General features: G+C 43.2%; 17 protein-coding genes and 2 pseudogenes. 11 read left to right on the forward strand and 8 right to left on the reverse strand.

Annotation, left to right across the window (positions count from 1 at the left end; translation table 11 throughout):
• The first annotated feature begins 335 nt into the window (after positions 1-335).
• A complete protein-coding gene (locus KIH87_RS15380) occupies positions 336-1988 on the forward strand; it encodes a methyl-accepting chemotaxis protein (protein WP_232358735.1) in 1653 nt (550 codons plus the stop codon).
• Positions 1989-2067: 79 nt separating this feature from the next.
• Here KIH87_RS15380 and ampE read toward each other — a convergent pair whose 3' ends face one another.
• Together ampE and ampD are read right to left on the reverse strand one after the other, a co-directional pair.
• Positions 2068-2928 carry a beta-lactamase regulator AmpE gene (gene ampE / locus KIH87_RS15385; protein ID WP_232358736.1) on the reverse strand — a complete coding sequence of 287 codons (861 nt, stop codon included), beginning with the start codon at positions 2926-2928 and terminating at the stop codon, positions 2068-2070.
• The gene (gene ampD, locus KIH87_RS15390) at positions 2915-3499 is read right to left on the reverse strand and encodes a 1,6-anhydro-N-acetylmuramyl-L-alanine amidase AmpD (protein WP_408635818.1); all 585 of its coding nucleotides are present in this window, start codon (positions 3497-3499) and stop codon (positions 2915-2917) included. The genes ampE and ampD overlap by 14 nt, the downstream gene beginning before the upstream one ends.
• A gap of 203 nt (positions 3500-3702) precedes the next feature.
• Here ampD and KIH87_RS15395 point away from each other — a divergent pair, with 203 nt between their 5' ends.
• The 10 genes from KIH87_RS15395 to KIH87_RS15440 all read left to right on the forward strand — a co-directional run bounded on the left by KIH87_RS15395 (position 3703) and on the right by KIH87_RS15440 (position 14927).
• A complete protein-coding gene (locus KIH87_RS15395) occupies positions 3703-4251 on the forward strand; it encodes a retropepsin-like aspartic protease family protein (RefSeq protein ID WP_232358738.1) in 549 nt (182 codons plus the stop codon).
• Positions 4252-4323: 72 nt separating this feature from the next.
• Positions 4324-5193, forward strand: a complete 870-nt coding sequence (gene nadC / locus KIH87_RS15400; RefSeq protein WP_232358739.1) for a carboxylating nicotinate-nucleotide diphosphorylase — start codon at positions 4324-4326, stop codon at positions 5191-5193.
• Between the two features lie 324 nt (positions 5194-5517).
• Entirely contained in the window at positions 5518-5925 is a 408-nt protein-coding gene (locus tag KIH87_RS15405) for a pilin (RefSeq protein ID WP_232358740.1), read from the forward strand.
• 84 nt (positions 5926-6009) lie between these two features.
• Positions 6010-7227 (forward strand): type II secretion system F family protein, encoded by a 1218-nt coding sequence (locus KIH87_RS15410; protein ID WP_232358741.1) that lies wholly within the window; start codon positions 6010-6012, stop codon positions 7225-7227.
• A gap of 166 nt (positions 7228-7393) precedes the next feature.
• Positions 7394-8281 carry a prepilin peptidase gene (locus tag KIH87_RS15415; protein WP_232358742.1) on the forward strand — a complete coding sequence of 296 codons (888 nt, stop codon included), beginning with the start codon at positions 7394-7396 and terminating at the stop codon, positions 8279-8281.
• On the forward strand, positions 8278-8913 hold the full coding sequence (gene coaE / locus KIH87_RS15420) for a dephospho-CoA kinase (RefSeq protein ID WP_232358743.1): 636 nt from the start codon (positions 8278-8280) through the stop codon (positions 8911-8913). Before KIH87_RS15415 ends, coaE begins: the two co-directional genes overlap by 4 nt.
• Before the next feature lie 172 nt (positions 8914-9085).
• Positions 9086-9838 (forward strand): cell division protein ZapD, encoded by a 753-nt coding sequence (zapD, locus tag KIH87_RS15425; protein ID WP_232358744.1) that lies wholly within the window; start codon positions 9086-9088, stop codon positions 9836-9838.
• Between the two features lie 18 nt (positions 9839-9856).
• Positions 9857-10081: a DNA gyrase inhibitor YacG gene (gene yacG / locus KIH87_RS15430; RefSeq protein ID WP_232358745.1), complete on the forward strand. Its 225-nt coding sequence runs from the start codon at positions 9857-9859 to the stop codon at positions 10079-10081.
• A 149-nt stretch (positions 10082-10230) separates the two neighbouring features.
• Positions 10231-12591 carry a BspA family leucine-rich repeat surface protein gene (locus KIH87_RS15435; protein ID WP_232358746.1) on the forward strand — a complete coding sequence of 787 codons (2361 nt, stop codon included), beginning with the start codon at positions 10231-10233 and terminating at the stop codon, positions 12589-12591.
• A 62-nt stretch (positions 12592-12653) separates the two neighbouring features.
• A complete protein-coding gene (locus KIH87_RS15440; RefSeq protein ID WP_232358747.1) occupies positions 12654-14927 on the forward strand; it encodes a BspA family leucine-rich repeat surface protein in 2274 nt (757 codons plus the stop codon).
• 45 nt (positions 14928-14972) lie between these two features.
• On the opposite strand, the gene mutT is transcribed toward KIH87_RS15440, so the two are convergent.
• From mutT to ftsZ, 6 genes and pseudogenes are all read right to left on the reverse strand, one after another.
• The gene (mutT, locus tag KIH87_RS15445; RefSeq protein ID WP_232358748.1) at positions 14973-15356 is read right to left on the reverse strand and encodes an 8-oxo-dGTP diphosphatase MutT; all 384 of its coding nucleotides are present in this window, start codon (positions 15354-15356) and stop codon (positions 14973-14975) included.
• 789 nt (positions 15357-16145) lie between these two features.
• Positions 16146-16223: pseudogene (locus KIH87_RS19515) on the reverse strand (SEC-C metal-binding domain-containing protein); the annotation flags it as partial.
• 87 nt (positions 16224-16310) lie between these two features.
• A pseudogene (secA, locus tag KIH87_RS15450) lies at positions 16311-18848 on the reverse strand (preprotein translocase subunit SecA); the annotation flags it as partial.
• Positions 18849-19210: 362 nt separating this feature from the next.
• Positions 19211-20128 (reverse strand): M23 family metallopeptidase, encoded by a 918-nt coding sequence (locus KIH87_RS15455; protein ID WP_232358750.1) that lies wholly within the window; start codon positions 20126-20128, stop codon positions 19211-19213.
• 270 nt (positions 20129-20398) lie between these two features.
• On the reverse strand, positions 20399-21313 hold the full coding sequence (gene lpxC / locus KIH87_RS15460; RefSeq protein WP_232358751.1) for a UDP-3-O-acyl-N-acetylglucosamine deacetylase: 915 nt from the start codon (positions 21311-21313) through the stop codon (positions 20399-20401).
• 226 nt (positions 21314-21539) lie between these two features.
• Positions 21540-22691: a cell division protein FtsZ gene (gene ftsZ, locus KIH87_RS15465; RefSeq protein WP_232358752.1), complete on the reverse strand. Its 1152-nt coding sequence runs from the start codon at positions 22689-22691 to the stop codon at positions 21540-21542.
• Between the last annotated feature and the right edge of the window lie 36 nt (positions 22692-22727).

Raw genomic sequence — 22727 nt, forward strand, 5'->3', positions numbered from 1 at the left:
ATATCACGTGAACGTAAACCCGGTCGACGAACAAACAGGTAAATTTTATTCACCCTAAATGCAAAGTGTTTTGTAAAGCTGAGTTATGGCGGGCACTTTAAAAGATTATGTAACCACCTCTGACCAGTTAATCAGACGTTAACAGCAACATAATCGCACCTCCAAAATGTAAAAATCCGATTAACACAATCGATTTTATTTCACTCACCCCACAGGGAATTATCTCCATTTTCATCTTATGCTTATTTATGCGCGATCGAATCTGGAGCTCAAAAAGTCATGAGCCCATTGTTTGATTGCTCGGATCACAATAACAAATATCATTTTGAGGTTTGATGATGACTAGTTGGGTAATGACTCTATCGGTAAAAGGAAGGCTTTTGTTGGGCTTCAGTATCACACTCGCACTGATGATATTGCTCACCATTGTTGGTGTCGAAAAAGTCAATTTTATCGACAAAGCGTTGACTGAAATTACCGATATCAATTCGCTTAAACAACGATACGCCATTAATTATCGCGGCAGCGTTCACGACAGAGCCATAGCCATAAGAGATGTTGCTATCGCGCGCACAGAGAGTGAGTTAGCATCGTTTGAAACAGAAATTGATCGGCTCGCTCAATTCTATCGTGAATCAGAACGTAACATGGATAACATGTTATCTTCCGATATCGATTTCTCCTCTGAAGAGAAAAAAATTCTGAATCATATTAGCGCCATCCAATCTAAAACGCTGCCCCTCATTGAAACCATCATTGAACGTAAAAAACAAAATCAGGATGTGCAAAGCCTTGTACTTGATCAAGCTCGTCCTGCATTTATAGAGTGGTTGGATACCATTAACGAGTTTATTGATTATCAAGGTGTGCAAAACAAAAACCTGACAGCAGAAACAAGAAATGAAACTGGCGGGTTTTCTCAACTCATGCTTTTTATAACTCTGGGAGCAATTGCTATCAGCGTGCTCGTGGGTTTTATCATTGAGCGCAGTTTTCGCTTGTCACTGGGCGGGGAACCTAACGATGCAGCCAAGACCATCTCGCGCATTGCCAAGGGTGACTTATCAATAGAAACCAAAACCGAATATCAAGACAGCATGTTAGGTTCCATTAACAGTATGACCAGAGAACTAACAGGCATTGTAAGAAGTATTCAAGATGCGGCGCAGCAGCTTTCCACCCAATCAGGAAACCTGTCTGCCAGTTCCAATGAGATATATGAGTCGGCGCGACACCAGGCAAAAGCAACGGAAGATACCTCGGTTAAACTTGAGAACCTGAGAGACAATATTACCAAGGTAAGCGAAATCGCCAGACTAACCGAAGATAATTCCAAACAAACAGTGGATTTCTCTGAGCGAGGAAGAAAAGCCATCAAAGCCACTGCTGAAGCAATGGAGCAGATACTTGAAACGGTAAACAATACGGTAAGGCAGATTCAGAAACTGGCTGAGCAAACTACGCAAATTGGCGGCATTGCCAACGTCATCAGCGGCATTTCCGAACAAACCAATTTATTAGCATTAAACGCCGCGATCGAAGCCGCGCGAGCCGGAGAATCAGGTAGAGGTTTCGCAGTCGTCGCGGATGAAGTTCGCCAATTAGCGCAGCGCACAGGTGAAGCCACCAATCAAATAGAAAGCATGATAAAAGAAGTGCAAGGAGAAGCATCTGCCACAGTTTCCGCGATGGAGAAAACTCAACCTCAGGTTGAACATGGTCGAGCATTAACCCTGGAAGCCAATGAACTATTGCAACAAATTGACTCGCAAGCGCAAAGTACACTGGATCAGGTTGCGGAAGTAGTCACTGTAGCGAAACAGCAAGTTAACGCAATCAACGAAGTCGCCATTCATATGGATGACATTGCGGCATCATCCAAAGACGCCATCAGCGCATTACAGGAAAACCGGGCATCAACGAAAACACTGAACGACCTTTCAGATCGCCTGAAAGTCAACATACAGTTTTTCAAACTGTCGCACTAATCTACTTTCCACTGATATGATCAAAAAGGCCACAGTACACACTATGGCCTTTTTGGTTTTTAATAGACTAAAAGCGACCTTAAGCCATCCAGCCACCGAGGGTTAACACCGCTACTACAACCAGCATCAGCATAACGTTACGTTTTGCTAAACGCAGCATAGTGCAAGGTTCTTCGGTGCAATCGTGTTTACCAGCTTCGACGACTTCAGCGGCTTTGGCAACCTCAGCAATAACCTGCTGTGAACTGGCCTTTGAGTCTCCAAGAAATCGCATCCAGACACCAACACCTTTACTGAAATCTCCCACGAGTAAGAAGCCCAGTGTTGCAAGTCGAACGGGAACCCAATCCAACACGTGCCAGAAGAAATTAACTTCTTGTGCGAAAGGATGACCTTCTTCATTTAACGTTCTTGCAAAATGTCGCACGACCGAATACAGCACCACACCAGCAGCACCCAGCGCAATAAACCATAACGCCACAGCCATATAATGAACGTAATTAACCCAGACAACATGCTGACCAAATGTTCTACCTGAGGAGGGGTCATAGCCCAATTGCTGAGAGTATAAGTCACAAGCTTCCAGATCTCCTCGATTGGCAGCTTGCAAATAGCCTTTAAAGGAAGCGCGAATATTAGGACAACCCGCACCAATCATCAAAACCGCAGTGCCCAGTATCAGTTGCCAAAAGCTGCCTACATTAACCTGAATAGTCCATACCACAGCAGCAGGAAGCAACAGCATGACGTAAAGTTGCCATCCCAGCTTTCTTTCTTTCTTGTTCAATTCATCTTCTGCCGATTCAGAAGCTTCTGACCACCAAGATTTTGTTCTCAGCATTGCTGCATACTTTTCCAAGTAAACATCACTACGCCAAAACTGATTTTTGGTCACTATACGTTCTAAAGCCAATACCAAAAGTAAACTAACTAAGGCCATTTTGTTTCCTGTACTCGTATAAACGATGTCGATACTGACACCAGTCAAAAGACACACCCGGATCGGTTTTGCGTCCAAACGCGATATCATTATGCCCAACAATTCGCCCAAGGGTGATCTCGGGATATTGATCCATAATCGCACTTGATAGCACAACAAGCCGTTGGTACTGTTCTTCGGTGTAAGGTTTTATATCTGTGCCTTCCAGCTCAATACCAATACTAAAATCATTGCACCCTGCATTACCTTGAAACTGCGATACACCAGCATGCCATGCACGCTGATTAAAATTCACAAATTGAATAATGTCTCCGGTTCGACGAATTAAACAATGAGCTGAAACACGTAAATGTGCAATTTCAGCAAAAAAAGGATGCGCATCCGGGTCTAGCTTTCCTGTAAACAAATCCTGAATATAGCCTCCACCAAACTGCCCGGGAGGTAACGAAATATTGTGGATCACCAACACAGAAGGCTGTACATCTTTCGGTCTTTCATCACAGAATTCAGATGCAACAAATTTATCATTGCTCTTATCATCTCCATCACTACCGCGACCGGTATTACACAGCAAGCCTTGTTTTATTAGCACATGATCCCCAGAATTAAAGCTGATACTGGCAAGTGTATCCTAATTTTTTAGGCGACTACATCCTACCAGATGCAACAATTTATGATGTTAGGAAGAGCAGGTAAGCTACAATGAACATAAAAGAAATGAATAAATGTTAAGCGACCTCCTAACCACAAGCCTAACCGCTTCGAGTACTAAACATGCAAAGTGAGCAAGATCCCAATTCTCAGCAACAAGCTGAAGTACAGCAAAAGTCCATGGGAAAATGGATGATGTTTTTTGCCTGGATAGCCGCATTAATTGTGCTCACAACCTGGTTTGACGATCTGCTATTGGAACGTATTAACCCCAATACTGAGCCAACAAGTTACAGCTCTCAATATGGTGGTATTGAAGTCCGGCTCAAACGCAATGCGATGGGGCACTATGTCACAAGCGGCAAGATTAACGGGCAGCCTGTCACGTTCTTGCTCGACACTGGCGCAACCGATGTCTCCATTCCAGCTCATTTGGCAACGCAACTTGGCCTATCGGAAGGCGCTCGACTCAGAACCCGCACAGCCAATGGCACGATAACAGTCAGAGAAACACACATCGATAGTATTAATATCGGTGATATCCAATTAAGAAATATTGAAGGCAATTTGAATCCCGGATTGCACGGCGATGAAATTCTGTTAGGCATGAGTGCGTTGAAAAAGTTAGAATTCCAGCAAAAAGATGGCTGGCTAATATTGCGCGACTATTAGTTCAATAGTTGTTGAGTAGATAGGACGAATTGTCCTTTCGCAAATCAAACTCATGTACCCAAGGGAAAATTCGTGACACAAACCTTTCAAGAATTACTGAATCAGGAAATTGAAGAAAGCGTAGCACACGCTTTATACGAAGATTTAGGTGGGCAAGACGCTCATAGCGGCGACATTACAGCGCAGTTAATTCCGCAAGAAAATCAGCTGGAAGCGGACTTAATCACTCGCGAGCCTTGCGTTTTTGTTGGTAAACGTTGGGTTGAAGAGGTCTTTCAACAGTTGGATCCTGGCGTGCAGATTCAGTGGTATGCCGAAGACGGGGATAACCTGCAACCCAATGATCGAATTTGCACATTATCCGGTAACGCGAGAAGCATTCTGACTGGCGAGCGTACCGCAATGAATTTTGTGCAGACGCTTTCTGCGACAGCAACCAAAGTCTCTGAATACGTATCGCTATTGTCTGGCAGTAAGACTCGCCTGCTTGATACACGTAAAACTATTCCAGGATTGCGCTTCGCCCAAAAATACGCCGTTACCTGTGGTGGCGGCCTTAATCATCGTATTGGCTTGTATGATGCTTTTCTGATCAAGGAGAACCACATTATGGCCAGTGGTTCTATAAAGGCGGCGATTAGCGCAGCTAGACAATTAGCGCCGGAAAAACCCGTGGAAGTAGAAGTGGAAAATCTGGACGAGTTGCAACAAGCGCTTGAAGCTGGTGCAGACATCATCATGCTGGATAATTTTTCTTTGCAAGATATTCAAAAAGCCGTATCAAACAATGCTGGCAAAGCAAAATTAGAGGTATCTGGAAATATAACTAGTCAGCACTTGTTATCGCTCTCTGAATTGGGTGTTGACTACATTTCATCAGGCGCAATTACCAAACATGTACAGGCAGTTGACCTTTCATTAAGGGTGAAAAACCGCATTTAACACCAGAAAGGTTTCTCTATGAATACCAATTAACACGTTATTTTTTCTGATAAATAACGTGTTAATTCTGCACCGATTTACCTATAAATGTTCTAAAGTGTGAAGTGCTTCACACAGAATCAAGTCATCCGCTATTTGATTATCATCACACATGCCGATAATTAAACTTGAGTATGCATTCAAATACTTGTCGAGAAGCAATTGCCTTCTATACTAAATTTGAAAGCGCGGAATTGTCGAACTACGGTCATTTGACACTTCGCCCTACTCGTAACTGTGTGAGCAATGTATTACTGCACGGATTGTGCAATTGGAGATGAACTAATGAAGCAACAAAACAATCAGGGTTTCACCCTTATCGAATTAATGATTGTAGTGGCAATTATCGGTATTTTGGCAGCTATCGCCCTTCCAGCCTATCAAGGTTACACCCAAAGAGCCGGGTTCTCAGAAGTGGTAAATGCCACAGCAAGTGCCAAAACCCAGGTGGAAACCTGTGTACAGGTTACTGGAAGCGCTACAGCGTGTGACGCTGGCGCCAATGGTATCCCGGCAACTATAGCAGCGGCTGCTGATATCCCTGGTGTAGACACTGTGGACGGCGTTATCACTGCAACGTCACCTACTGGTGAATTCGGCGGTGCGACATACATCCTTACTCCAACCATTGCGGGCGGAAGAGTAACAAAATGGGATGTAACTGGTACCTGCCAAGCCGCTCAGCTTTGCTAGTAACATAACGTTCCTCCGAAAGAGCCTGGTCTGGACCACCAGGCTTTTTCTTTTCAACTCAATTTATTCTCAAGAAGAGAAGGCATGGCACAATCAGAGAAACCTCTTGATATATACGTTTGGGCAGGGAAAAACCGAGATGGCCAAGCGGTAAAAGGTGAGTTAACCGGCGCCTCTGTCGGCGACGTGAAGAACCTGCTACGCCGCAAAGGGATCTCAGCAACCAAAGTCAAGAAACAATCTAAACCTCTGTTTGGCGCAGGCCAAAAAATTGAAGTCGTCGATATATGTCTGGTATCACGACAAATCGCTACCATGCTGTCAGCAGGTGTCACCCTTATCCAAACTATCGATATGATAGGTCAGGGTCACGCAAAGCAACCCATGAGAAAGCTTCTCGCCGACATTGGCAATGAAGTCAAATCAGGTAATCCTTTATCCTCAGCTCTTAGAAAACATCCCGATCATTTTGATGATCTTTATTGCGATCTGGTACAAACAGGTGAGCAGTCGGGAGCTTTGGAAACCATATACGACAGAATTGCGACCTATAAGGAAAAAGCCGAAGCGCTTAAATCGAAAATCAAAAAAGCCATGTTTTACCCTATCGCGGTATTAGTGGTGGCCTTTATCGTAACCACCATATTATTGATTTTCGTTGTTCCCCAATTTGAGGACATCTTCAAAGGGTTTGGCGCAGAACTCCCCGCCTTTACACAAATGGTATTGAACATATCGCGATTTGTTCAAGATTATGGAGTTTTTATCGCTATTGGAATGGTTGCCTTTTTCACACTTTTTCAGCGCACCTATAAAAAATCACAAAAACTACGTGATTCACTTGATGCCAAAATACTTAAAGCGCCAGTTGTGGGTGAAATACTACAAAAAGCTTCTATTGCACGTTTCACCAGAACATTATCAACCACATTCGCCGCTGGCGTACCGCTCATTGAAGCGTTGGAATCAGCCGCAGGCGCATCCGGTAACGCCGTCTATCGTGATGCCATTTTGTTTATTCGTAACGAAGTGGCTGGCGGTCTTCCCATGAACGCGGCTATGCGAGCAACAAACGTATTTCCAGATATGGTTACTCAAATGGTTGCCATTGGCGAAGAGTCCGGCTCAGTGGATTCCATGCTTGATAAAGTCGCCAGTATCTACGAACGGGAAGTTGACGATATGGTTGATGGCCTGACTTCGTTACTTGAACCCATGATAATGGCGGTCTTGGGAGTTGTTATCGGCGGCTTGATCATCGCCATGTATTTACCTATTTTCCAAATGGGAATGGTGGTATAACCCCACACTTTCTGGCAAAGTCCTCCTATATCGCCCTTGCCAACACATTAAATCGTACTGATAAAGTGCGAATAGCCAAATTATCAGGGCTGTTCTCAGAATAAAAACAAGCAAGCTGCGATAGAATAAGAAGCAAAAAGATAAAAAGAAAAACGAGCATCACAATATGTTGGAAATATTTGAAATAATGCCTCAACACCCAACGTTCTTCACCGGGGTTGTATTCGTTTTGGGGCTGCTAATCGGTAGCTTCTTGAATGTTGTTATACATCGACTTCCCATCATGATGGAAAAAAGCTGGAAGCTGGAGTTTCAAAGCTATTTCAACCCTGAAACACCTGTCATCCAAAGTACAGAAGACGAAAAGCCTTATAATTTGATTGTTCCGGCTTCGACTTGCCCCAAATGTGGTCACAAAATCAGAGCCTGGGAAAATATTCCCCTCGTTAGCTGGCTAATTCAACGAGGCCGCTGCACCAATTGTGAAAATCCCATATCTGTTCGCTATCCTCTTGTTGAATTACTAACAGGCATTTTCTCCTGCATGATTGCACTCAAATTCGGTTATTCCTGGGAATGTTTAGCAGGGCTATTTTTCACCTGGACGCTGATCGCACTGACCTTCATTGATGCAGACACCATGCTGCTACCCGACCAACTCACTTTGCCTTTAATGTGGCTTGGACTTGTACTCAGCCCTCTAGCCTTATTTATATCTGCTGACAATGCCATTATCGGTGCGGCAATCGGTTATTTAAGCTTGTGGAGCTTATACTGGGCTTTCAAATTGCTGACTGGCAAAGAAGGTATGGGTTATGGTGATTTTAAACTACTTGCCGCATTAGGTGCCTGGGTAGGCTGGTCAAAGCTTGCCATTATCATCGTACTTTCTTCCTTTGTAGGTGCGGTTGCTGGCATCGCAATTCTCGGGCTTAAAGGTAAAGACAAAAATAACCCCATCCCCTTTGGCCCTTATCTGGCTATCGCCGGATGGTTAACATTCATGTATGGTGACTGGATTGCACAACAATACTGGAGCTACATACTGGGATGAGCGAATTCATTGTCGGCTTAACAGGTGGTATAGGCAGTGGCAAAAGCACGGTAGCCAAATTATTCAATGAGCTGGGTATAGACATTATTAATGCCGATGTCATTGCTCGTGAAGTTGTCGCCAAGGGCACACCGGCATTACAGCAAATCGCCGAGAAATTTGGTTCAACAATTCTGACATCAGAACAAGAACTGGATCGCAGAGCACTGAGAAATATCGTATTTACCGATGAAAGCGCAAAAAGCTGGCTCAATAATTTGCTACATCCGCTGATACGTGAAGGCATGATACAGCAAACTCAAGCGGCAAAATCCCAATACTGTATTCTGGAAATTCCACTATTAGTTGAAAATGGCTTACAAGCGCTAGTGAATAGAGTCCTTGTAGTCGATTGCCCGGAAAGCAAACAGGTGCAACGCACCCAGGAACGCGATCAGGCAGAAGAAGCCCAAATTAAAAGCATTATGCAATCACAATGTAACCGTGAGACTCGCCTGCAACATGCCGATGATGTAATAGACAATAGTGGCGATATTGAGCACTTAAAACAGCAAGTTGAACGTTTGCATGAACAGTATTTATTGCAAACTGTACACACTGAGTCACAATTAAGTCATAATTCAGTCAATTAGACAGATATTGCAGACAATTTATAGTTACCTTTATCGCTTTATTAAAATGACTATAACAACTCGAAAAAGGATGAGTGTTGCAATAAAGTTAGGGACAGGAAAAGATTCTGGTGAGTGAGCATTACGGGCTTTACATTCACACTTTGGCCAAGCAGTTTAATAAGAGAAAGTGATGACCAGTACGGTATACGAATTTCCACTAAATGAAAAAGTGCGCACCTATTTGCGCCTGGAGCAGCTATTCAAGCAATTGGATTATGCTCAGAATTGTTCGGAAGACTGGCAATTCATTAGTTTCTTCGACTGCTTTTTCACGCTATTGGACTTGCTGGAACGACTGGATATTCGCACCGATATTTTAAAAGATATCGAAGCGCACAATAAGAATCTCGAGCATTGGTCAAAGCACCCCAAAATTGATCAGGAAGCGCTAAATCAAGCGCTGGAAAAAATTGTCGAACTCAAAAGCAAACTGAAAAACAGCAACAAAGTTGGCGTGGGCTTAAAAGACGATCGCTTTTTGTGTGCTATTCGCCAACGCTTTTCCATTCCTGGTGCAACCTGTAGCTTTGACCTTCCGAATTTGCACTTCTGGTTAAAACAACCGGGAGAAAAAATTAAAAGCGACATTACCCGATGGATAAACGAATTCTCGTTGATTCACCAAGCCATTGATATCACTCTGTCATTCTTGAGAGAAAGGGGACGATTTGAAAATGTTATCGCCAAAAACGGTTTCTACCAAGGCATAGCAGACGACAAAAACGACCTTATTCGCATTCATTGTGCCTGTGATCAAAACTACTACCCAACCCTTAGCGGCAATAAGTATCGTTATGCTATCCGCTTTATGTTTTTTGAACAGGAAGAAGCTGGCAAAGTCGCTATCGACAAAGATACTGAATTTAAGCTGGCCTGTTGTTAGTCACTCATTGTTAGAATCATGAAAGTAAACTGTCCTCAATGCCAGAAACAAATAGAGTGGGATAGCAATAACCCACACCGTCCCTTTTGTAGCAAACGCTGTCAACTTATCGATCTGGGAGAATGGGCTGCCGAAACCCACGCCATTCCAGTCAAGGATCCCCAAAATGACATATTCATCGACCCGGAAAACATCGAAGAAATGTTAAGCCAAATGCCGGATGGATTTTTTAACGAAGATTAAAGTTACGAGCATTTATCAGGCTCTTATAGAAATCTCACCTTAGTCAAAAAAACACAATCGCTTGATAGCCGTATAAGCCTGGAATAAAATCGGCCTTTGATTTTTATGGCAATTACCGTTTATTAAATAATCGTTATAGGGACATTTTCATGTGCTTGGTAAAAACATCCACTATTCGCTTCAGCCTATTCATTTTTCTAACCATTTCATTATCTGCATGTGGCGGAGGTAGTTCCAATTCACTATCTCAGCCACCATCATCCCAACAACCGCCTTCTCAGCCCCCTGCTGACACAACCGCACCAGTCATTACCTTAACCGGTGAAAGCACTGTCAGGGTCGTTGTTGGACGAGAATATATCGAACTCGGAGCCACAGCGCTGGATGAAACTGATGGTACAGTGCAAGTTACTATTTCGGGAACGGTAGATATCAATACAGAAGACAGCTATATCATTACCTATACGGCAAGTGACAGTGCTGGTAACACCAGCTCCGTTGAACGTACTGTTAATGTTGAACCTCAAAGGCCATTTATCACCACATGGAAAACAGATAACGGCGGCGTATCTGAGTATAACCAGATAAAAATAGATACTCAGGGCGATGGATACGATTACTCTGTTGATTGGGGAGATGGAATTGTTGATCACAACGTAACCGGTGATATTACTCATACCTATGCAACTCCCGGCACCTATACGGTAAAAATAACCGGAGAATTTCCACGAATTTATTTTGGCGATGTATATCTGGACAGTCCTGGAAGTAATGGTTCATCCCTCGTCTATGAAAGTGACAATGACAAGCTACGCTCTATAGAACAGTGGGGGGAAATACGCTGGCATTCAATGTCTTATGCATTTAGACGCTGTTGGTTTCTTAATATAAATGCTCCCGACGCACCAGATTTAGAACTCACAACAGATATGAGTTACATGTTTTTAGAATGCTATATCGGGCAGCCGGATCTAAACCATTGGGATGTTTCCAGCATCACTAATATGAGGGGGTTATTTGCTGAGGGCGGATTTAATGGAAATATATCAAATTGGGACGTATCCAATGTTACTGATATGAGTTCCATGTTTTTAGAAAATACCTTTAACCAGGATATTAGTAATTGGGATGTCTCCAACGTCACCAACATGAAGAAGATGTTTTCTGGTTCCTACAGCGTGAATTTCGACGGCTACCTGGAGGATAACCCCAATATTTTTAATCAAGATATTAGCAATTGGGATGTTTCCAATGTAACTAATATGGGAGGTATGTTTTCTTATTCCAAAGCATTCAATCAAGATATTAGTAGCTGGGATGTTTCTAATGTAACCAACATGGCTGGAATGTTCTTCAGCGCTAGTTCTTTTAATCAAGATATTAGTAATTGGGATGTTTCCAATGTAAATGATATGGGAGGAATGTTCGGTAGTCTTTATAGAAAATTCTCAAGCGACTTCGGCGAATTCACTATAGACGAACCATCAGCCTTTAATCAGGATATTAGTAACTGGGATGTCTCCAATGTCACCAATATGGGTCGTATGTTTTATGCTTCCAGAGTATTCAATCAAGATATTGGTAACTGGGATGTTTCTAATGTGACTTACATGGGGGAAATGTTCTCGGGCGCCACCTCTTTTAATCAAGACATTAGTAATTGGAATGTCTCCAATGTCACCAATATGAAAGAGATGTTCGCGGGTCTTTATCTAGTTCACGAATATTTTGGCATCACCGAATACATATTTGAAGAACCATCTGTCTTTAATCAGGATATTAGTATCTGGGATGTTTCTAATGTGACTAATATGCGAGCAATGTTCTCGGGAGCCACTTCTTTTAACCAAAATATTAGTAATTGGAATGTATCAAGTGTCACCAATATGGAGGAGATGTTTTCAGGCGCCACCTCTTTTAATCAGGATCTTGGCAACTGGAACGTTTCCAATGTGACTAATATGGGCAGAATGTTCGCTGGTCTTTACATAACTTCGGAAGATTCGCACTACTTCATATACACCTTGGACTCACCATCCATCTTTAACCAAGATATCAGTAATTGGGATGTTTCCAATGTGAGCAATATGGAAGGGATGTTCTCAGGGGCAACTTCTTTCAACCAAGACATCGGTAACTGGAATGTCGGTAATGTCAACATTATGAATTCCATGTTTAAGGATACCTCAGCTTTTAATCAAGACCTTGGCAACTGGGATGTTTCGAAAGTTGTATATATGAATGAAATGTTTTTTGATGCCACAGCCTTTAATCAAGATATTAGCTCCTGGCAGATCTCGAGTGTACGTTACATGAGCAGTATGTTTAATTTCTTGTCCACAGAGCATTATGATTCATTACTGCTTAAATGGAGTACTCAGACTCTACAACGATACGTGCATTTCGGTGTTGGAGACACCAAATACTCACCATCGTCAAGCAATGCACGAGACTTGCTTATTAACCAATTTAATTGGGTAATCACTGATGGCGGTATGGTTAGTCATTGATCTTTGGTTGCAAAACAAAAGCCGAATTGTATTGCTTCTGAATGACTTATAAGGAAACTTCTGTGTATTTAATTAAAAAGCTCACTTACTGGTTATGTTTCTGCCTTTTTATCACGGTTTTATCTGCATGTGGCGGAGGTAGTTCCAATTCACTATCTCAGCCACCATCATCCCAACAACCGCCTTCTCAGCCCCCTGCTGACACAACCGCACCAGTCATTACCTTAACCGGTGAAAGCACTGTCAGGGTCGTTGTTGGACGAGAATATATCGAACTCGGAGCCACAGCGCTGGATGAAACTGATGGTACAGTGCAAGTTACTATTTCGGGAACGGTAGATATCAATACAGAAGACAGCTATATCATTACCTATACGGCAAGTGACAGTGCTGGTAACACCAGCTCCGTTGAACGTACTGTTAATGTTGAACCTCAAAGGCCATTTATCACCACATGGAAAACATCTGTATATAACCAGTTAGAAATTGGTACTCAGGGCGATGGTTATGATTACTCAATTGATTGGGGGGATGGAACTACTAATCAAAATGTTACTGGTAATATATTCCATACCTATGCTACCCGCGGAACCTATACAATAAAAATAAATGGTAAATTCCCACAAATTTACTTTAAACCGCCGACAATACTCTACGACGATGAAGTTGGTGAAATAGGAATACAGTATAACAGTCATCATAATTTGCTCTTATCTGTAGAACAATGGGGGGATATTCAATGGCGCTCAATGCGTTCAGCGTTCAATCATTGCGTGAATGCTGAAATTGTAGCCCAAGACATCCCAGATTTAAGCCAAGTAACTGATATGTTCCGGATGTTTGAGGAATTCAAAGGAAATATAAATTTAATCAGCAATTGGGATGTTTCCAATGTCACCAATATGTCATATATGTTTTCTGGCGCTACCTCCTTTAATCAAGACATAGGCAACTGGCACGTTTCCAATGTCACCGATATGTCGCACATGTTTTCTGGCGCTACCTCCTTTAATCAAGACATAGGCAACTGGCACGTTTCCAATGTCACCGATATGTCGCACATGTTTTCTGGCGCGACCTCTTTTAATCAAGACATAGGCAGTTGGGATGTTTCCAGTGTGACTAATATGTTTTTCATGTTCGGATATGCTTATGCATTTAATCAAAATATTGGTAACTGGGATGTTTCTAACGTCACCGACATGGCTGCTATGTTTGAAGGTAAAAACTCTTTTTACTATCAAGATCAACCTGATTACACACCTACGTCTTTTAATCAAGATATTGGCAACTGGAATGTTTCCAAAGTAACGACCATGAGTAGGATGTTTGCTGGCTCAAATTTTAATCAGGATATTGGCAATTGGGATGTCTCCAATGTAACTAATATGGATGCCATGTTTTATTATGCAACAGCCTTTAATCAAGATATTGGTAACTGGGATGTATCAAATGTCTCGAGTATGTCGAGTATGTTTAACTATGCCTACGCATTTAATCAGAACATTGGCGACTGGGATGTGTCCAATGTGGACAATATGGGTAGGATGTTTGCAGAGGCAACCTCTTTCAATCAGAACATCGGCAATTGGGACGTTTCTAATGTCACTCGTATAATGTCAATGTTTAATAGTGCTCGCTCATTTAATCAGGACATTGGCGACTGGGATATTTCTAATGTGACTAGTTTAGAGGGTATGTTTTTTGCGGCTAAAACCTTTAATCAATATATTGGCAACTGGGATGTATCTAATGTTACTTATATGAGAGCAATGTTTTCGGGAGCGGCTGCTTTTAATCAAGACATAAGCAATTGGGATGTATCTAAAGTCAACGACATGAAAGCAATGTTCAACAATGCCACGGCCTTTAACCAGAATATCGGCAATTGGGATGTTTCCAATGTCGACGATATGTCGTATATGTTTAGAGGAGCTACTGCCTTTAATCAGGACATTGGCGACTGGGATGTATCTAAAGTCAACGACATGAAAGCAATGTTCAACAATGCCACGGCCTTTAACCAGAATATCGGCAATTGGGATGTTTCCAATGCTAACTATATGTCATATATGTTTAGTGGAGCCTCTGCCTTTAATCAAGACCTTGGCAACTGGAATGTCTCGAATGTTAGAGACATGAATGAAATGTTTAACTCCCTGTCCACAGAGTATTATGATTCATTACTGCTTAAATGGAGTACTCAGACTCTACAACGATACGTGCATTTCGGTGTTGGAGACACCAAATACTCACCATCGTCAAGCAATGCACGAGACTTGCTTATTAACCAATTTAATTGGGTAATCACTGATGGCGGTATGGCTGCAAATTAGTCAAATACTATAACCTGTTTAGATTGACCCTATTATCAATAGGGCTCAATCTAGCAGCCGGGTGATAATCTCCTTATTCGCTTCTGGAAAATCCATACTATCCAAATCGTTCAAAGCAACCCATTGCCCTTCTTGCCCTTCCAAGCCTTGAGGTTCGCCTGAAAAGTCATTGACGGTGTGAACATCCAACATCACATGCTTGTCGGGATATTGATGTTCAATCACAACAAGCGGCTCAGATGAATGCACTTCAATACCTATTTCTTCAGCAAGCTCTCGGGTTAACGCCTGCTCGGTAGTTTCCCCAGCTTCGATCTTGCCACCTGGGAACTCCCACTTTCCCCCTTGATGCTGATGTGCCAAACGACGCGTCAGAAAAGTCATTTCGCCTCTTAAAACCACCCCTACCGCTACTTTCACTTGTTTCATAATACCAACCATCAAAAACGAAAAAGGCTCTCACAACGCGTATGAGAGCCTCTCAATAATTCTTTATTTCAAACCTCAAATTCAAATCTGTTAAATTCGAAGCTCACAATATACTTAATGCCAACTTAGGATTAGCGCTTTTATTGATAACGGAACAGAAGAGCTGAGCACTTCCAACAACAGTCCCTATAATCACACCACCTGTAAGCCAGCATATTTTGCTGTAGAGCAAGGCGAGAGGGCGCAGTGTACGAACAACTCTCAATCCTCAAACTTAGGATTAGCGCTTTTATTGATAACGGAACAGAAACGCTGAGCACTTCCAAAAACAGTTCCTATAATCACACCACCTCTAAGCCGATATATTTTGCTGTAGAGCAAGGCGAGAGGGCGCAGTGTACGAACAACTCTCAATCCTAAAACTTAGGATTAGCGCTTTTATTGAGAACAAGGCGAAAACGCGGAGTGTACGAGTAGTACATGAACACTTCCAACGAAGTTATCAATAAAATAAGCAATCCTATAAGCCGATATATTTTGTTGTAGAGCAAGGCGAGAGGGCGCAGTGTACGAACAACTCTCAATCCTAAAACTTAGGATTAGCGCTTTTATTGAGAACGAGGCGGAAGCGCGGAGTGTACGAGTAGTACATGAGCACTTCCAACGACGTTATCAATAAAATAAGCAATCCTCTAAGCCGATATATTTTGTTGTAGAGCAAGGCGAGAGGGCGCAGTGTACGAATAGTACATGAGCACTCTCAACGCAGCTAAACACAAAATAGGCGGCTTAGGACAATTTACCGTGGCATTGTTTGTATTTCTTGCCCGACCCACAAGGACAAGCCTCATTACGCCCTACTTTCTGCTGGCGTTTGGTTACTGTTGGGCCTTGTAGATCGTCGTCAAATCCTGCGTGCTCAAATTGCATTCTGGCACTTTCCGCTTCTGCTTGTTGACGGCGTTGCTCTTCGACGGCTTCTACGTCTGATTCTGCACGCACCTGAACTTTGCTCAGGATACCGACCACATCAACTTTCAACGCTTCCAGCATGTCGGAGAACAATTCAAAAGACTCGCGTTTATATTCCTGCTTAGGGTTCTTCTGGGCGTAACCACGCAAATGAATCCCCTGACGCAAGTGATCCATTGCAGCCAAATGTTCTTTCCAGTGGCTGTCGAGGCTTTGCAACATGATGGCTTTTTCGAAATGACGTAGCACATCGGCTCCCACCATTTCTTCTTTCTCTTTGTAAGCTTCGGCGACTGACTCGTGAATGCGCTCACGCAATCTTTCTTCGTATAGCTTGTCGTCATTATCCAGCCATTCCTGAATTGGCATGTCGATCATAAACTCTGACTTCAAGCGCTCCTGCAATCCGGGTACATCCCACATTTCTTCCAGAGATTCTCTTGGAATATATTGTGAAATCACATCTTCCAGAACGTCATGACGAACGGCTTCGATAGTTTCTTTGATATCGCCTTCTTCCAACAGCTCGTTACGTTGCTCGTAAATGACTTTACGCTGATCGTTGGCAACATCGTCAAACTCAAGTAGCTGTTTACGAATATCGAAGTTACGGCCTTCCACTTTGCGTTGTGCATTTTCGATAGCCTTGGTTACCCAAGGGTGCTCAATGGCTTCACCACGTTCCATTCCCAAGCGCTTCATCATGCCAGCCATACGCTCAGAGGCAAAGATACGCATCAATGGATCTTGCAGTGACAAGTAGAAACGGGAAGAACCTTTGTCACCCTGACGACCTGCACGGCCACGAAGCTGGTTATCAATACGACGAGATTCATGACGCTCAGTACCAATGATGTGTAAACCACCGGCATCTAAAACTTCATCGTGAGACTTCTTCCAGGCTTCCTTGATCTTGGCAATTTGCTCTTCAGTGGGGTCTTTCAATTCAGCCACTTCAACTTGCCAGTTACCACCCAATACGATATCCGTACCACGACCGGCCATGTTAGTAGCAATAGTCACGGCTCCGGGCTTACCCGCTTGGGCAACGATTTCGGCTTCTTGTGCGTGGAACTTGGCGTTCAATACTTTGTGTGGGATTTTTTCTTTTTTAAGGATTTTTGACAGCAATTCCGAGTTTTCGATAGACGCTGTACCCACCAATGTTGGCTGGCCTCGTTTTACGCAATCTTTGATATCTTCAACAATAGCTTCGTACTTTTCTTCCGCTGTCAGATAGATCAAATCCGCCATGTCATTTCTGACCATTGGCTTGTTGGTTGGCACAACAACGGTTTCCAAGCCATAAATATGTTGGAACTCGAATGCTTCAGTATCAGCAGTCCCTGTCATACCCGCCAATTTGCTGTACAAGCGGAAATAATTCTGGAAGGTGATAGATGCCAGGGTCTGGTTTTCATTCTGAATTGGCACGCCTTCTTTCGCTTCAACAGCCTGATGCAGACCATCAGACCAGCGACGCCCTTCCATAGTACGACCAGTGTGTTCATCGACAATCACCACGCTGTTGTTACTGACGATGTAATCAACGTCTTTCTGGAACAACTTGTGTGCACGCAATGCAGAATTAACATGGTGCATTAAAGAGATATTAGCCGGGGCATACAGTGAGTCGTTCTCATCAAGAATCCCCTTTTCTTTCAGGATTTCTTCGATGCGAACCTGACCACGTTCAGTCAAATGAATTTGTTTGGCTTTCTCGTCGATAGTGAAATCACCATCACCTTCAACGCCTTCTTCGTCTTCTTTTTCCTGCTGAACCAATTGCGGGATCAGTTCATTCATTTGCTGATACAGAGCTGAACTGTCGTCGGCTGGGCCAGAAATAATAAGAGGAGTACGCGCTTCATCAATCAGGATTGAGTCAACCTCATCCACAATGGCGTAATGTAGCGGGCGCTGAACACGTTCATCTGTAGAGAACGCCATATTGTCACGCAAATAGTCGAAACCAAATTCGTTATTGGTTCCGTAGGTAATGTCCGCTTGGTATGCCTCACGCTTTTCTTCCGGATGCATACCAGGAATATTACAGCCAACGGTTAAACCTAAATATTCAAATAAAGGGCGGCTCCAGTCAGCATCACGTTTTGCCAGATAGTCGTTAACTGTAACGATGTGAACGCCTTTGCCAGTCAAACCATTCAAATAGGCCGGTAATGTCGCTGTAAGGGTTTTACCTTCCCCGGTGCGCATTTCAGAAATTTTGCCATCATTCAGCACCATACCACCGAGCATTTGTACGTCGAAATGACGCATTTGGAAAACTCGTTTACTGGCTTCTCTTACTAGAGCAAAAGCTTCCACAAGCACTGAATCGGTACTGGCACCGTCCAGAAGACGTTGCTTCAATTCTGCACTTTTGTCTTTGATTTGCTGCTCAGACAGAGCTTCGTATTCTGGCTCTAATAAATTGATTTGAGCAACATGTTTGTTCAGTTTCTTGATGATGCGGTCGTTACGACTACCAAAGACTTTTGTGAGAATGTTAGACAACATGGATTTTTCGTTTCCCAATATTTCTTATGCTATGCAAATTCCGCTGCAATTTACATTTTTGTCAGCCTCATCAATAACAGACTGAGCTTTATTCAGTTAAATCAACACACATCCCTGCCAAGCCACCTCGGCAAAGACCCGTCACCTACGTACTGGAAGTTTGAGCGCCGCGACTAAAATAGAGTGTCGCAAATACAATGTCCACAGGCTAATGAAGCTCTATATGTGTACACTCAGGCTAATAATCAATACGTGCCATAATATTTCTTTGAACCCGCAGGATTTTACACCTATCTATACATAAAACAATCGGCTCATAAGAGCCGATTGTTTCTAATTATCTAAATCTTACTGGAATAAAGTTAATTTACCGCCGATTCTCGATAAACATATTGTAATGGGTCGAGCTGCTTGCCGTGTTTCAACACTTCATAATGAACATGAGAGCCCGTAGAACGCCCGGAGCTTCCCATGGCTGCGATATGCTGCCCTTTAGTAACAACATCGCCCACTTTTACCAACAAATCCTGATTATGTCCGTAACGAGTAACCAGGCCGTCGCCATGATCAATTTCGATCATGTTACCAAAGCCATAACGCTGACCAGACCAAGTGACTAACCCTGCACCTGTAGCAAGAACAGGAGAACCCATTTTCCCGGCGAAATCCAAACCTTTGTGCATTGCAGGCATGCCGTTAAAGGGATCTTTACGAACACCGTAGTAGGACGACAGCCAACCGGAAGATATAGGACGCCCTGAAATATAGGCTTCAGCATTGATATCATGATTCAACATAATGGTTTCCAGCGCTTCAAGCTGTTGAGTCTTGTCATCCAATACCAACAACATGCTATCAATTTGCTGTAGAACATCTTTGCTGGACTCAATAGTAACATCAACATTGCCAGCAGACGGCCCGCCCATCGCAGGAGGTTCTTCCAGATTAAATTCACTGACATCCAGATCGGATTCCAGAGCCAGCTTTTCTCCCAGCGCGTTCAGACGTTGCAATTGACTTTGCATTTCTCCCAGCTTCATCAGCATGCCGGTTAATTGCTGTTCTGTATTTTGCTTGAGAACTTCAACTTCCTGACGCTGTTGAATGAGACCACTTTGAGTGAAGGCGATACGTGCCTGGGTATCAGATGGAGTGTGAGTAGAACGGCCAGCCATAAAGATTAGGCCAGCGACCAGCACGGTTGCCGCAACTAACTGTCGTCGCGACAAACTGTAGATAAATCGAAATCGTTTACTTCGATATAAGACGGTAAAACTCATACTATTCTTTGTATTTCCAATCTGTTTATCAACGTATTTTACGGTTTCAAAGGCTCAGTAATCATGAATAAAACCATGAATATCCATGTGTAATCAAGAGCAACCATGCATGTAGCACATACGCTAACATATTTTGTTACGTGTTATGTTTAGCCAATATAACACTCTCAGTCAAAAAATCAGTAGCCTTTTTCATACCAAAACATATTTGCTTTCTGATTTTTCAAAAAAAATGCCGCTTGAAAGCGGCATCTTTAAAGACTTTTAGTGTTAGCTCATCCAGGCTGGCAAACCAAACTGAATTGGAGAAGATTCAGTTTCATCAAAGCTAACAAATTCCCAACTCTGCTTATCTTGCAACAGTTGGTTTAACAATTTGTTATTGAGTCCATGCCCTGATTTAAAGGCTTTTAACTCACCAATAATACTGTGACCAGCCAAATACAAATCGCCAACGGCATCCAGGATCTTATGCTTAACGAATTCATCGCTATAACGCAGACCTTCCTGATTCAGAACACGGAATTCATCTAATGCAACCGCGTTTTCCATGCTGCCGCCCAAAGCCAGATTATTGGCATGCATAAATTCCAAATCTCTCAGAAAACCGAAAGTGCGCGCACGGCTTACTTCGTCAATATAGGAATCGCTGCTGAAATCCAGCACCATGTGTTGGCGGCTCTGGCTAATTACCGGGTGATCGAAGTCAATTTGAAAATCAATACGGAAGCCTTCATAAGGATGAAACTCAGCCCACTTATCTCCGTCTTCGACGCGAACCTTACGTTTGATTTTAATGAACTTCTTGGAAGCATTAAGCTCTTCAATACCCGCTGACTGCAACAGGAATATAAACGGGCTGGCACTGCCATCCATAATAGGAAGTTCATTACTGTCGACTTCAACAATAATGTTATCAATTCCCAACCCTGCTAAAGCAGACGACAAATGCTCAACGGTAGAAATGCTGTCACCGTTTTCATTGCTCAGGCAAGTACATAACATCGTATCCCCAACCAGATCTGCCTGCGCAGGAATATCGGCGTGAGGGACGAGATCGATGCGTCGAAACACGATGCCCGTATTGGCTGGTGCTGGTCTAAGGGTCATCTGTACCTTGTCACCCTTATGTAGCCCAATCCCTGTGACCGAAACCGATTGTTTAATGGTACGTTGTCTAATCATAGATTCTTGTATTTGCTTATATTTCTGCCGTTAACAAGTAGCAATTACTGACCAAATAGTCAAAAAGGCCGGGCATTGTATGGATTTTTGTACAAGTTGTCAAAAAACTTACATAAACCCATCGGACACAAATAACACTTTTGTCTCAGTTCGGCACATTACCCCAAAAGTCGGCAGAGTGATTAGATACCGCTTTTGGGATAAGGTTCCGTATCAGAAACAAAATTTAGTCTGCTTGCTTTCTCAAGAACGCTGGAATATCTAAATATTCCAAATCATTTCCTGTTTCAGCCTTGGTATCATCAGTACCTGTCGCTCTGACTTTTTCACTGGCATAGTCAACTTGCGGTTGCAAACGGAAATCATTGTCACCATTAACAACGCGTGACGCACGATTGCTTACCAGAGAAATTTCCGGCTTGCGCTCACCAATACCCGTTGCAACCACGGTCACACGGATTTCGTCAGCCATTTCCATATCGATAACCGTACCCACAACAACCGTGGCGTTTTCAGATGCAAAGGCTTTAACCGCATTACCAACAGTTTCAAATTCGTCGATGGCGAAATCAGGGCCAGCAGTAATGTTAACCAAAATACCGCGAGCACCAGACAAATCGATATCTTCCAATAATGGACAGGCAATCGCCGCTTCTGCCGCTTCTTCTGCTCTGTCTTCACCCGTTGCGGAACCGCTGCCCATCATAGCCGTTCCCATTTCTGACATAACAGTACGAACGTCAGCAAAGTCAACGTTGATAAGACCAGGACGAGTAATCAACTCGGCAATACCTTGTACTGCACCGCGCAATACATCGTTAGCAGAACTGAACGCCTTTAATAGCGGAGTTCCGCGCCCCATAACTTTCAACAGCTTTTCGTTGGGAATGGTAATCAATGAATCGACGTACTTTTCCAGCTCTTGAATGCCTTCTTCAGCAATAGCAATACGCTTCTTACCTTCAAATGGGAAAGGCTTGGTCACAACGGCTACCGTCAAGATATTAAGCTCTTTGGCAATCTTGGCGACTTCCGGCGCTGCACCAGTGCCTGTACCACCGCCCATACCGGCAGTGATGAAGATCATATCCGCACCTTCCAGTGCCTGACGGATTGTTTCACGATCTTCCTGTGCCGCAGTACGCCCTACTTCAGGGTTAGCACCTGCACCTAAGCCTTTTGTTACCTCAGAACCAATTTGCAAGGTAACATTGGCAGATGAGCTTCGCAGTACCTGAGCATCAGTGTTAACAGCAATAAATTCAACACCCTCAATACTATGCGAAACCATGTGTTCTACGGCGTTTCCGCCACCGCCACCGACTCCGATGACTTTAATTACAGCTTCTTCGCTGTGGCTATCCATTAACTCAAACATAATCACTCTCCGAAATTTAACGCACTTTTAAATGCA

Origin of the sequence: Paraneptunicella aestuarii, from assembly GCF_019900845.1 — a bacterium.
In the GTDB taxonomy this organism is placed as follows: Bacteria; Pseudomonadota; Gammaproteobacteria; order Enterobacterales; family Alteromonadaceae; genus Paraneptunicella; species Paraneptunicella aestuarii.